10 protein-coding genes are annotated in these 13,721 nt (G+C 44.6%); 1 reads left to right on the top strand and 9 read right to left on the bottom strand.

All coding sequences use genetic code 11. The features are described from left to right. From B9Z50_RS17465 to B9Z50_RS17460, 8 genes are all read right to left on the bottom strand, one after another. Positions 1 to 870: a hypothetical protein gene (locus B9Z50_RS17465; protein WP_146183203.1), complete on the bottom strand. Its 870-nt coding sequence runs from the start codon at positions 868 to 870 to the stop codon at positions 1 to 3. Further along, a complete protein-coding gene (locus B9Z50_RS12045) occupies positions 867 to 1,172 on the bottom strand; it encodes a hypothetical protein (RefSeq protein WP_108364677.1) in 306 nt (101 codons plus the stop codon). The genes B9Z50_RS17465 and B9Z50_RS12045 overlap by 4 nt, the downstream gene beginning before the upstream one ends. A 1-nt stretch (position 1,173) precedes the next feature. Next, entirely contained in the window at positions 1,174 to 2,361 is a 1,188-nt protein-coding gene (locus B9Z50_RS12040; RefSeq protein ID WP_108364675.1) for a GIY-YIG nuclease family protein, read from the bottom strand. Further along, entirely contained in the window at positions 2,354 to 4,468 is a 2,115-nt protein-coding gene (locus tag B9Z50_RS12035; protein WP_108364673.1) for a DEAD/DEAH box helicase, read from the bottom strand. Before B9Z50_RS12035 ends, B9Z50_RS12040 begins: the two co-directional genes overlap by 8 nt. Beyond that, a complete protein-coding gene (locus B9Z50_RS12030) occupies positions 4,468 to 7,233 on the bottom strand; it encodes a DNA methyltransferase (protein WP_108364671.1) in 2,766 nt (921 codons plus the stop codon). Before B9Z50_RS12030 ends, B9Z50_RS12035 begins: the two co-directional genes overlap by 1 nt. Positions 7,234 to 7,254: 21 nt before the next feature. Next, on the bottom strand, positions 7,255 to 7,878 hold the full coding sequence (locus B9Z50_RS12025; RefSeq protein ID WP_108364669.1) for a GIY-YIG nuclease family protein: 624 nt from the start codon (positions 7,876 to 7,878) through the stop codon (positions 7,255 to 7,257). Positions 7,879 to 8,652: 774 nt separating this feature from the next. Further along, positions 8,653 to 10,806 (bottom strand): VapE domain-containing protein, encoded by a 2,154-nt coding sequence (locus B9Z50_RS12020; RefSeq protein WP_158270672.1) that lies wholly within the window; start codon positions 10,804 to 10,806, stop codon positions 8,653 to 8,655. Positions 10,807 to 11,012: 206 nt separating this feature from the next. Continuing rightward, entirely contained in the window at positions 11,013 to 12,005 is a 993-nt protein-coding gene (locus B9Z50_RS17460; RefSeq protein WP_158270671.1) for a hypothetical protein, read from the bottom strand. 78 nt (positions 12,006 to 12,083) lie between these two features. Between B9Z50_RS17460 and B9Z50_RS18085 the strand changes: the two genes are divergently transcribed. Next, on the top strand, positions 12,084 to 12,335 hold the full coding sequence (locus B9Z50_RS18085) for a helix-turn-helix transcriptional regulator (RefSeq protein WP_108364665.1): 252 nt from the start codon (positions 12,084 to 12,086) through the stop codon (positions 12,333 to 12,335). Between the two features lie 416 nt (positions 12,336 to 12,751). On the opposite strand, the gene B9Z50_RS12010 is transcribed toward B9Z50_RS18085, so the two are convergent. Continuing rightward, positions 12,752 to 13,654, bottom strand: a complete 903-nt coding sequence (locus B9Z50_RS12010) for an alpha/beta fold hydrolase (protein WP_158270670.1) — start codon at positions 13,652 to 13,654, stop codon at positions 12,752 to 12,754. Between the last annotated feature and the right edge of the window lie 67 nt (positions 13,655 to 13,721).

The following is a 13,721-nucleotide window of genomic DNA, read 5'->3' as shown; positions in this document are numbered from 1 at the left end:
TTAAACAGGATGATGACTATCATCAAACCAAGCGACAGGTTCGTCATCTACCAGTATCTGTGCTTCGGACAGGCTGCCGTCGAAACCTACCGCTTCATCGCCGTAGGTAACTAAAAGCGAGCCAAAGCCTGAATAGTTGAACATCCAATCAGCCTTGAATCGCTTACCTTCATAGAAAAATGATTCAACTCTTCTTATGTTATTGCCAGACAATACCCTTTGCCATGTGCGTTGGGACATTGGGCAATCATGTAATTCATTCCCCCACGCTACTGAGACAGTGACATTGCGAGTTGGCTTAGACGGCTTAGCCCACAGCCTCAAAATCGTTTCATTTTTCAGTGATTTTTCTTCTGGTGCGAGTACATAATCAGCATCACGCAGAGATTGATAGAACTGCGACTTATCTAGGAAAACTCCTTGAAATTCAGCAACAGGTCCGCCCTGTCCATGAATTGGCATGAGCCATCCAAGGATTGCCTCTTGTCCTTGCTTATTGGAAATTTGTACTGCGTGCACTGTTGGACAAGCATAACCATCTGACTCCTCGAATGCCCTTTTAACCAATTCACGGGCATAAGTCAGTCTTTCTTCGTCTGTGACTGAGATGGGCTCATCAAGATTTGTCAGCAATTCTCGGTCTGAAAAATTTAGCCAAGCCATTTCAAATAGTTTCAGCGCGACAAATTCTTCAGCCCATGCAGAGCACAAGTCATCCCAGCCTTCGTCCTCGAACCAATCAACCAACTTGCTTAAGTTCTTCGGTAAAGCAGTTCCTTTAATTGCATGAGCAACCACCTTATCCACGATAGGCAAAAGACTTGTTGGGAAATCAATCACTGGAGGTATGGAGGGTGTTTCTTTTTTCATACGCTTAGACTTTTTTCACGAAGTTCCTCTAGCAACTGCGCAGGACCGAGTAAAAATTCCTTTAATGAATTTCGCATTTGTGCACTATCCAATAACTGTTTACTCAAGAGAGTGTGTGTCGGCAATGAATCGAGGATCACGTTCAGAATCGAACTCTCTAAGTCAGGCGAATTCTCAAAGATTTCTTTAGATGGACTCTCCGCTTGCTGAATCAACAATTTCATTTCGAGTAAACGTGGTTTGATCACATTCAGAGCATAGTCAATGAAAGAATCACTGTAGATGTTCGGAAAGTTATTCATATCAAATATTCTTAAACTCAGCAGTACTCAGATCGTAGACAACATCAGCAATAGTTCCATCTTTGACCCGTTGCACCGCTTCATCGATCACTTGTAGAGGCACAAGAAACCACTCTCTAGGCTTAACTGGATTGCCAAAACGGTCATCAATGCTTATGTCAATTTGCGCAACACTAAAGATACGATGAAAAAGGTTTTCCATCTTCACTCTGTTGATGTTGTGCAACTTATATGTTGCGATCACTTCAACACCAGCCAATAGGTAAGTTGCATCCTTATCAGCACCAGAGATGCGTGTCTCAACCTTACCGCCAGTGACACCAATTTTGTGAATCAATTCACGATGCTCTGTAACGTATGGATGAGTTGACTGACTACGAAGCACATAGATCGTGCCGGACTCAATGTCCTCTGGCTCAGCCTGATCAGCAAACAAAGGCCCCATGTCGGTACTTGTCAGACGACGACCAGTCTCGTCTTTCCACAAGGCTTTTTGCAGCGAGCGAAGCAGCAAGTTACTCTCAGTGCCATTACCAAAGATGACTCGCAAGCGAGCATCGGTGTGACTTGTCTGAGTTTTGAATGACTCACCCATCTCGGCAACATAAGCAAACTGGCCTTCCAAGATGAAGAAGTCATGCAGTTGAATATTTGCATCGCGACCGAAACGAAGAGCCTTACGTGTATCCGATTTCAGTTCCCGTTCCGCTTGCTCAAACAAGGGTTTGAACGTCTTGAAATCCTTGCATGGAGTACGGTCAGCAATTTCCTCTGCCGCTTGCCGATCTGCATTTGTTCTCACATGACGCAAAACTGTTATGTCATCAGCACTTGACGGCTCAGCAGAAACACCAAGTTCAGCAAGCAGTGCGTCTTCGCTCAGTTCATCAATTTTTACGTTATGCGTCGCAGGCGAGCCCAACAGGTTATGAGTATCAAACTGAACGAGTACAGCACGTGCCTCAGGTAATTTGCGAAGTTGCTCAAGCCTCACCGCATACAGTCGCTCAAAAATATCTAGCCCTTCAGAATTGACAGGCTGTCTTTTGTGCTCTTCGTAAAACCGTTGTATGTCTTCAAAGCCAGCAATGATTCGCTCTACAAAGGCAGAACGACTCGCAACCTTGACAGGCTCAGCCACGACTCCAAGGGCGTCTAGAAGATCATCATCGTCATTTCGATTAGACATTGTTATTCTTATCCTCTGCCGCTTTAGCCTGTGCTCGGTAGCGTGCCAATGCCGCCACGCCTTCAGCCATGCGTTTTTCCCAAGCATCCGCTGAGTTGATGTCGGGCAAGCGCCCTCTTTCCATTTTGAATTGCAAGGCTCGTTTCGCCAAATCGCGAGCATCATCTTCTGAGATGCTGACTTTTTTCGCTTCGATAGTGGCCTGTACTTGCTTGAGTAACTTCTCATCCATTGACTTGGCCAAGACCGAATATGCCGCATCAAATGGGTTGATCTGATCAATCAATTCAATGTCAAGGTCTCGCACGTTGACGAATTTACGCACACCATCCAGCAAGGCCGTGCTGCCTTGTGGCTCATCCTCTCCATTTGATGCCGCTTTAGAAAGTTCCAACTTGGCTTGCTGAGTCACATTCATTGCGGCCACAGCGTGTTGACGAATTGCCTCTTGGTCATGATCACTCAAGTCTGGGTAGCGTTCGCGAACGATCTTTCCCATACGTAGTTGCGTCAACTCTTGTGGCAGAACATGCTCTTTATCAAATAGTCCCTGCTCAAGAGAAGTCTTGTCTTGCAGGAAGGTCGTGACAACTTCATTCAGGTCTTCCTTGCAAATGCGACTGGCTTCTTTGCTTTGAGGAGTTGTCAGCCCGTTAATTTCAACATGATATTGGCCCGTGGCTTCATTGACACCAACGTTTGTCTTACCCTTTTCGTACCCCTCAGGGCCGTAGTCAAAACCTTCCCTAGGCCCAGCATCCTTTGGAGTGAATTCGTAGCGTGGCGCAAGGACTTGCTCCATCAACAGACTTGCGGAAATTGCTTTCAGCATGTCGTTAACGGCTTCCGTCACAAGGGCTTGATCTGCGGCAGGCTCAGCAATCAAGTTGGTAAAGCGAGCACTTGTCTTGCCCTCTGCATCGCGTGTGGCTCTTCCGATGATTTGAACAATTTCAGTCAGACTGCTTCGATAGCCAACAGTCAACGCATGTTCACACCAAATCCAATCGAACCCTTCCTTGGCCATACCAAGGGCAATGATGATGTCAACTTGGTCGCGATTGTTCTTTTGTGCAGGATCCTTTAGAGCAGACAGGATCTTGGTTCGTTGTGCTGGGTCACTGTCATCAACCAAGTCTGCAACTTTCAATGTTCGGCCATCTGGAGAAGCAATCAAGTGAAAGCCTGTTACAGGATCAACATGCTTCCACTCACCGAGACACTCCATGATCTTTGTAACTTCCCCTTGTTTGTCTTTGAGGGCTTCACGAGCGTTGACATTAGGAATATGAACAATTGTTTTGAGCGTTGGATCAAGCACTTTATGAATTGCATTTACATATGGACCTGTGTAGAAGAAGTAGCCAATATCCAAAGACTTCAACCATGAGTAACCATTGAGTTGCTCATAGTAGGTGTAGGTGACTGTCTCGAACTTGGCTTCGTCAACTGGAGAAAGAACGGCCTCTCCATCGCCTCGGAAGTAGGATCCGGTCATTGCAACTACATGCGTCTTATCTCTATTGATAATTTCAGTGAGTTGTGATCCCAAAATGCTGTCTGGATTACTGGAGACGTGATGAAATTCATCAATCGCGATCAAGCGATCGTCGAACGCCTCAATGCCAAGTTCTTCAACTGCAAAACGGAAAGTGGCATGGGTACAGACAAGTACCTTGTCCGATGATTGCAAAAACTTGCGAACAGCATCTACCTTTGATTTAGCGACTCTTGGCTCATCTGCACCTGGTGCATTGCAAAGGTTCCATTGCGGTGCAACTGTCCAGTCCCAGTAAAAACCGAATTTGGTCAGTTGCTCGTCTGAAAAACTGCTACCGATTGATCGCTCAGGAACTACGACAAGTGCTTGCTTAAGACCTTGGTTGTTCAGTTTGTCCAATGCAATGAACATCAGTGCGCGTGACTTGCCTGAAGCAGGAGGTGACTTTATTAGCAAGTACTGCTCGCCTCGCTTGGCATAGGCACGCTCCTGCATTGTTCGCATGCCAAGAGCATTTGCTTTGTTGGTTGCACCAGTGTGTGCCGTCTTGATTGATACAGATGGCACAGGAAATTTATTGTTGGGATTACCCATTTCTTTGGACATTACTTTTTCCCTTTTTTGATGCCAGTGCTGTTAGCAGTCATCTTTTCGTACAACTCAAAAAGTTTTCCTAAACGTTCAGTGTCATTTTTAAATCGGCGACCAATGTAGATTCGTTCGATTAGTTCATCATTTCTTTGATGGACTAATTGGAGATCTTCTGGCATTGGATTTTCGCCATTTGTATCGTTATAAATTTTATTCAAAGAGTTAGGGAAATATTTTTCTTGAGCAAGCAGTAGTTCCTCTGCAGATTTTCTTAAATCTGTTTTTTGCATTTCCGTTAACTGAGGAAGAGGAAAGGTATGCCAGCCCATATCATTTGAATATCTGAAATCCTGTTTAAATTTTCCGCACACGGCTTCAACCCAGACATGATGCAAACGACTTGCAAGTACAGCAATTTGAAATATTTCACCATCGTAAATTGCTAATGCAAGGTTGGAGGCTACGACACCTTTTTTAGTCAAGATTGGAATTCGATAGTTTCTGTGCTCAGATGATAAATTAGGCAAAACAATCGAATGACTAGTTTCACGATGGCGATCACGGAAGGCATGCGGAGTTTCAGCAAGGCCTGGGGCACTTGAAGTTTTTCTGAAAACTCTACATGCATCAATACGATTACGTATGAAGGTAATTTTTGAAGCATCTTGAACTTCCCCGTCTTCAATCCATAAACAATATCTTTCAAGACCTTGGTTTATCTCCTTAGCCCCCAATATTTTTTTAACATATAGGATCGCACTTGGATCTTCCTGTAGAAGTATTTCACGATCATCACAAGACAACAAAAGAAATCCATTGTCTAACGGCATATTGCCTGATCGCATAACTTGCAGATCAGGAGATATAGGAGTGTCTTTTTTTGTAACAGTAACTGAACTACCCTCAGTCAAATAGGCATTAATTGATTTAACTTCTTTCCTAGAATTTTCATCATAAATGAAGCGCTTTCCAGTGAAATCTTTACCAATGCCAACTACAACACAGTACACAGAAGCATTTTTGGCGGCATTATTTTTCCAGAGAAAAGATCGATGACCGAAAACAATTTCACAGCCAAGTTTAAATATTGCGGGCCAAAGAATGGGAATGTGACGTCCCTGCACAATTGAATTGGTAGAAACTAAGGCTGCGACACCACCATGAATACTTACATAGTCAGCGGCCTTCATATAAAAAGCAGTTACGTAATCCAACTCACCATACTTGGAAATGTATCTTGGCATCACCAGATCCATATCCTGCCGCTGCGAGTCATTTTTATTTTTTTGCCCAGCAAATGGCGGATTCCCACATATATACGTTTCACCACCATCATTTTCAAATTCTATTTCTTTGGAATTAACTTCCAAATCAAATAAATCTTCACGAACTTTTTTTACTGTAGTTCCATTCTTAGGAAATATTTTTGACCAATCAACAACTAAAGAGTTGTCACAAACGATCCAATTTTCGGCGTCAAGTGGCAAAAATTCAGCCAATGCATCTTGCTGCCCGCGGTAGAGAACATCGCACTGGAACTCAGCAATGATCAAAGCCAATCGTGCAATTTCTGCAGGGAAGTCTCGAAGTTCAATACCCCTGAAGTTAGTCAGAGGGATCTCACTACCAAGAAGTTCCTCACCTCTTCGACGATTAATCTCTGCTTCAATTTCACGCATCTGCTTGTATGCGATAACAAGGAAGTTTCCTGAGCCACATGCAGGATCAAACACGCGAATGCGGGCCATGCGCTTTCGCAAGTTGAGCAATTTGGCTTTGTTATCACCACAGACTTCAAGTTGCGTTCGCAGGTCATCCAAAAACAATGGATTTAGAACTTTGAGAATATTGGGAACACTGGTGTAGTGCATACCCAAGGCACCACGCTCTTCATCATCTGCAACTGCTTGGATCATGCTGCCGAAGATGTCTGGGTTAATTTCTTTCCAGTTCAGATTGGCTGCGTGACTAAGGTAGGTTCTTGCAATCCTACTGAAGCGTGGTACTTCGGTGCTACCTGAGAACAGTCCACCGTTCACATACGGAAATACGCCTGCCCAATTGGGCAATTTCGGTTGTGCATTTGCCCGATCTTTAGTCTTGATGTTCATTGCACGAAAAACTGCCTCCAACACTTCATGAGCGTTGGAGCCATCTCGCTCACTCATTTGTTCTACCGTCTTGGAGAACAAACCTGTGCTGTTAAAGATGCCCGTGTCTTCTGCAAAGAAACAAAAAATAAGTCGTGACATGAAGTGGTTCATGTCTCCACGTCGCTCTGCCTTTGCCCATTCAGGGTTCTCACGAAGCAACTCTACATACAACTTATTGAGTCGTCCTGTAGCACGAACATCAATTGGGTTGTCTTTGATTTCCTTGATGGTGGAGATGCCAGCCAAGGGCAAGAACATACCGAAGTGATTCGGAAAGTCCGTATAAGCAGAAGTGACGGTCTCACCCGTAATTAATTCCTCTGCCTCAATCGTTTCACCATCGGTAGCCAAAATGAATTTGGCTTTTGCTTTCGCGTTAGATGGACTTAAGCGCAGGGCTTGTAATGTTTCAGGAACCTTACCAACCTCACAAGTTGCTAGATGGATGTTGTTGCGTAGCAGTACGCCATTAGGCAAGTCTGAAGCGTTGTTGTTACCAGTACGTAGCCGCTTGAGAGCAACCTCTTTGTTGCCAAAGGCAGCAAGGAATTGATATGGAAATTCCTGTGCGTCAAAGGGCTCAACTGAAAGGTCCGATAGTGCGGCTTCAATTTCTACAGCGTTCATTATTTTTGTTGTACTTGTAAATTAATGCTGTTCATCTTCAAGACGAAGGCGACGGGCAGCGAGAGTCTCATCCTCATACTGCCAGTAATCGTTACCACTGACGGAAGACCATTGGTATCCCATATTTCGCAAAGCAATTAGCGCGGCTCCACTTGGAGAAAGCGATTGCCCTTGGTATTGCACTCTACCATCGGCTACCACTGTGCAGGTGACGTTGGAGTCTTTTGTAAAGATCAACATTGCACCGACAGGAATGCCCAACTCTGAAAATCTGAGACGTGTCCTGCGCTCTTCTGTTGCCACGGCTCTTTGCAAGGCTTGCACATCGGAGGCATCCACGACCACATCAACCTTGGGCGTGACCTCTTTGAGTTCCGCAAGTTGAATCGCTTCTTTGACCTGATTGGCGTCTGCACGGAAAAATTCACGGTTTGAACGAATGCGCTTGTCTGAAAAGATGCGATGCAGTTTGCCTTCAACCAAAGCGGAGTTGCCAACCTCAGCCGCATAGAAGCACTGGAAAGGTAAAGGCATGCTGGTGTTGTCTAACTCCCTGATGCGTTGCTCTACGCTGGTGGTTGTGCGTCCAATCTTGACCATGCCTTCCATGGCTTCATTGGTCAGAACGTAAACAATTTCAGGCATCAACTTTCTTTCTTCTGGCGTGTAGACACAAGGAAGACCCCATTCTCTACGTTTTTGATAATTATTTGCGCTTGAGTGATGCAGCGATTGACAACTACTCAAAGGTAATTCCTAGCGATGAGTCTCGCCCCTTTGTTCCCGGATACGGGATCAGTGGCTTTTTCTCGACTGAATTTCATCTCACACCAATCTCCCTAAGTGTTTTTCGCTCTTTTCTGTGTGATCTGCCGCAGGGGCTGTCACCACACCAAGTCGAGTGATGTCGCTGAATACATAGTCATATCCATGGTCGGATTTCTGTTTCTTAGTTTAAGAAATACCGACGGGGCTGTGGTTAAGGGGTCTAACTCAGTAGGGCAAGGACTCATGATACTGTTTATTTATACAAGCCTCAAACTGTCTAGAGATGTGACTGCAAGCTTACGAAAGTAAAGAGCTTGTTGTCGCTCTGATCGTGTGTTGTTCTTGTGTAGTTAAGAATTGGCTGTTAAATAGGCCAAATGTTGTTAAAAAACACCCAAATTCAGTTTGGTTCCTCTGAATAATTTGCGCCGAATCTAAAATGCTACTTTTAGAATTATTTTTTCGATATCAGAGGGCTTCATCATGTGGCAGTGGATGTTCTATTGGACATGAGAGTAAGGGTAGTAGGGTCATAGGGTTACTGTTTTTATAAAGTACACATGCATTAAATGCTGCGCTTTATATAACCAATACACCAATTAAGTTTATTAACTACGACCCTACAACCCTATTACCCTGGAAGAATAAAGATTAAAAATCAATCATTGGAATTTCCCATCCCTGTACACCATTGCTCTTCCTATCTTTACCAAGGCGCTCTTTTAGAACCACACGAACCTCTTTGATTTGTCCCATCTTTGGATTTTCAATTTTTAGAACTCTGAGAAATTGAGTTGCTGACAAGAAATTAGTTTCTTCACCCTCAGCTCGATTCAAATAAGCTAATGTCAATTCACGAATCGGACTGATAACTTCGGCATCTTTGTTCAGGATTGTTAGCTGAGCTTCTTCTTCATTTGTTAGATACCACTTAACATCTTTGTCATAGCACTCCTCTTTGAACTGAGCAAAAACCTGTTGCATATCAAGTCCATGCTGATAATTGACGCTCTGAATAGGAATTGTCCACCAACGGCTGTTGCCAGTGATGTCATTCAGAAAGTTGGTGTCATTCACAGATGCAAAAAAAACAGTTCGTCGAGGGTATGTCGAATCAGCAGATGCATATGGCCGACGAAAAATATCTTTATCATTAGTTACGAATGATTTTAGAAGTGACACTGGTTTCCTAAAAGTTGCCTCAACTTCACCAAACTCCACAAGCCAATTACTGATAGCCGTACTCAAGGAATCTTTGTTTGATGCATCCAAGCAGTGACCTGTTAAGACTACTTCACTACGCAACTTCTCATCTGAAACTAACGAATTTAACCATGATGTTTTTCCAAGGCCTTGTTTGCCTGAGAACGTCAGTACCCCCCTGCAATGAAAACCACTTGGCATGAATACAGCTGCTACAGCACCGATCATCCAGCGTTTCATTAGGGTCTTTTTGAAATCCTCCGGAAAATCATCATCAGCTACTACCGTTGCATAAAAAGCTTCAAGACGATCAATACCATCCCAAGGAGAGGAAGCGATCCAATCCCGAACCGGGTTATAAACATTCAAGTCTGCTAATGCTTCACAAAAATCGTTGACAACTGAACTTGAATACTTATTAAGAGAACATAAGCTCCTAATGTGACTTCTTTTCACGTTGTCTGCATTGTCGATAGAGGTCTTCAAATGAGGAATATCGATTGAAGTCTTTTTCGTAATTTCGTTGTATCGGATTGAAATGCCGTATGCTTTAGCAAGGTGATGAAAGTTATCAAAAGTAGCAGGTAACTGTATTGATCTTCCGATTGGTTGATGCGGAAAACCATTAGAAGTTAGTGCTTGAACAACCCCCTTATCATTCACAAACGAATGGCCCAGGGCATCACCTGTATGGGTGTGTAGATTCGCTTTTTTCAGAATCTGATTTGCATCTAGACCACGCTCTTTCAGCATGTGCCAAATACTACCCATCGTAATCTGAGCATCAGAATTCAAAGAGAACGAATTCCATCTGTATGCAATTTTTGAAGTCCCCTCATACTTAACTCCTGCACTTGACCATTCATCCGCAATGGCGAGTCCTTCTTCCGAGCCATCAGTTGCATGATGAATAGCCATCAATACATTTCGCCATTCGTCATGTCCGATATCTGGATCAAGCGGTGCGATCAATGCTCGAATTGCCAGAAGTTTTTCATTCTTTGACGTGGGTAGAAAATTCTTTTTTGCTCCTGGTGTTGGTAAAAATTTCAGCTTGAGCGCAGGAGCAGTGCCGTTGTGCATCAATAGATCATCAACAAAGGCTTGTGTCAGCTCTACAAGTTGATCAAAGGGAACAATCTCAGCGTCCATTAGCTCCTTATCGGTACTAGGTGGAGCAATGATGTATGAGTTTCCGCAACGGATATCAATTCGCTCAGGATTGTTCTCTGTGCTATGTCCCGCTTGCTTAATTTTCAAGCCTGCATCTTGCCGATAGTAGTAATGAAAACCTTTTTTAGTCTGTACCTTCAGGTTTGAGTACAGCTGGTGTTTCGTCTCTAAGTCTTCTATAGCTTTTTGAGATTCTGGTGAATCTGCATCTAACACTACCAACCCATTAGAGCAATACAAGGCAACATCATCTTCTGGATGATCTTCCCAATGTTGTTCGATCTGTTGTTCAGAGAAGCTAGCAAGCCATTTCGTAATGTTGGTGCTTGGGTTCTTCTGCCCTTTAACAATCGGACAGGTGAGATAACCTTTAGCGTACCACTCTAGAGCAGCGGTCGAAGTAGATGAAGTATTGATTTCTAAAGTCATAGTGACTCCTTTCATATGTGCCTACAGGTGCAGACGGAGTCATCCAGAAATTTAGAAAATTAATTTAATACTAAATAATACTTGAAGTCACCTTTTGTCTTTCAGGAGCACCGGTAGAAATGTAGATAGTTCCTGATGTTGCATATCATACGAAAAAATTAACAGCAACGCCTATAGATGCAAAAAAACAACAGTCCGGATAGGATTTAGAACATTTTTTTCCCTGCAGTCTCTCTTTTGATAGCACGGAATGACTTCTCTGGATCAGAAACATCGTCAGGGCTCAAATAAAGTAATGACATATTTGAAATACTGTAACTCCACCCTAGAGTGTTTGGATAATTATTTTCATATTCTTTACCGCGAAACACCCCAATTGCAGTTATCAAATAATATTCATTTTTGTAATCCAATGTTTTTTGACCAAACCGCAAAAAGTATCGCTTAATAATGCCAGGAGCAATAACAACTGGTGCAGAACTCCTTATTAATCCATCTGGACCTAGTGCTGCGAGATTAGGGAGTAAATGTGCTGCCGTAAGTGTAGTAGCTTCCATACGCTCACCGAAATTCTTTCCAGAAATAATTCCGTTAACTGCACTTTCAGCCATCGAAGCATGAATTCCACCTGCAATTAAACCAGCGATTAAGCCTTGCGCCATTTGTCCACCCATTACAGCATTATTACCAACATCAGACAATTTAAGTCCTGCAGAAGCAACTTGATTGTTAATTGAGTTAATAGCCATAACACCTGAAGTTGCTCCAATCATTACACCGGAAGCGACGCCTTGAGTTATCGCTGAGTTAGCATTAGGTTCAAATCTACCAGATATCGATAATGGCCTATTCTTTGAGTCTTTAAGAAATCCGCTTGTTCTTGGATCAATATCCGCCGTAAAAACCAAAGCTTGACCCAGCCTCATTCTATGATTATGGTTATGTAACTTTTCCAAATCAGAATCAGTGGGAAATTTTACGGGAAAAAGTTGATCGATCTTTGCAGACTCATCAGACGTATCTATACCAACAAAACCATGTCGATCTGATCCAACTGATTTATAATCAGTTACAGCAAAAGATGATCTATTATCATAAAGCAATTCATCAGTTTTTAAATTATTCGCATAATCAAGACTAGCACAGCCTGACATAAATAAAGTAATAACTAATGGCAAGAACAAGCTTTTATTAATCATGGCGCATCCAGCTATTTTCATTTGTAAATTTAATAAAATCAAATTGGACTATATCAGAATGGACTAGACCATTGCAAGATGCTTAGCTCACTTCATCACAAACGCTACGCAAAACTGCGCGTTGTACAGAGGGACGTACGTCAGAAAGCTGGGCATACACAGGTACAACTGGCCAAACAGCTGAGCATGGAGCAATCTAACTTATCAAAGATCGAGCGGCGCGAGCGCTACCTTGATAACTTACTGTTCATTGATTTTTGCCATGCTTGCGGCGCTGATCCAGCTGACGTGATCAATATGGTGCTTGACTCAGTGGAACCAACTCTTTGAAAACAAAAGTCAATTCACACAAGATGTCACTGTCAGCCTACTAGCAATTGCATACAGCATATAAAGTGCTAGCGTCATCAGATCAAACGTCATCAATCACCGCTCGGACTGCAGGCTGTCACGGTAGCTTGATGGTCAGGCATTAGTGTGATTGTTGATGTACAAGGATCTCAAAATATCAGGGTCACCAGACAAAAGTCTGACGGCTTCAATTCACCGTGATAGAGTGGAACCTGTATCAGCTGAGTGTGTCACCTCAAAGAAAATTTGACGTTCCAAACCCGCATAACAAATTGGCCGTTTTCCCTCTGTCAGTACTAGTCGAGCAGTGGGATTCTTGAGTGTTTATGCCGGGGTCAAGGCTCGTCAACTTCTTTCAATTTCCAGTCAAATGCTGTCGCCAGCGATAACGGAAACTACGCGCACTTTGCGAACTGCCCCAAGATGGCTCGATAAGCGGCCATGAAAGCGCCGAGGTCTTCAAAGTAGGGCATGGCCCCAGCCTCCATCACCGTCACTTGCCAATTGGAGCGATCACGCACCAGGTCCAACGCACGGTAATCGGTGAAGTCGCCCCGCGTGCCGTGCACCACCCACACCGGCAGGCGCAGGCTTTCGTAGACGGTGTGCATGTCTGCACTGAACAAACCACCACTCAAAAAAGACAAGGGCGCTTGCTCGGCATTTGGAACACGGGCCGTGCGCACGGCATAGGCCCACAGCGTTTCATCGATCTGCTGGCCGCCCCAGGTGCGGCGCAAAAAGTAGCGCACCACCGAAGGCCGCGACAGTTGCCGAAACAAGAATCGGCCCCAGCCCGGCCCCGGTCGGCGCAAGAATCGGTCAAACCCAGGCATGAACAGCGTACTGCCGGCAGGCTGGCGCAGCGTCTGACCCCCCCGAAAGCCTGTGGGACTGACCAAAGCCAATGAAGAGAACAAATTTGGAGTTTCCTGGGCCAGACGGGCAACAAACTCACACGACAGCGACACACTCAACACCTGCAGCGGCAGGCCCGGGTGGCGCTGCGCCACCCATAGCGCCACGTGCCTGATGGCAGCGCACATGTCACCCACAGTGTAGGCACGCGGCAAACGCTCAGACAAACCGTAGCCTGGCAAATCGATGGCATAAACACTGTGGTCTTGCCGCAAAGCTTCAAACAACGGTCGTACTTCAGCGGCCGAAGCCAGCGCATTGATGCTGTGCACCAAGAGCACGGGCGGCCCGGAACCGCCCGCATACACGGCGATGCGGCCAGCAGCTGCACTCAGGGTGTGAAGGTCGGCACTGAGGGCTGGGGGCAAAGCTTGATTCATGTCCCCATGGTAGGCGATGCGTCGCATGGGGCAGCCCAAGGCCCCAAAACCAAGACCCTCAAACGCA

The sequence above is a fragment of the Limnohabitans sp. Bal53 genome (assembly GCF_003063355.1).
Classification (GTDB): Bacteria; Pseudomonadota; Gammaproteobacteria; order Burkholderiales; family Burkholderiaceae_C; genus Limnohabitans_A.
The sequence above is the reverse complement of the archived record's forward strand: the minus strand, read 5'-3'. Positions and strand labels throughout refer to the sequence as shown.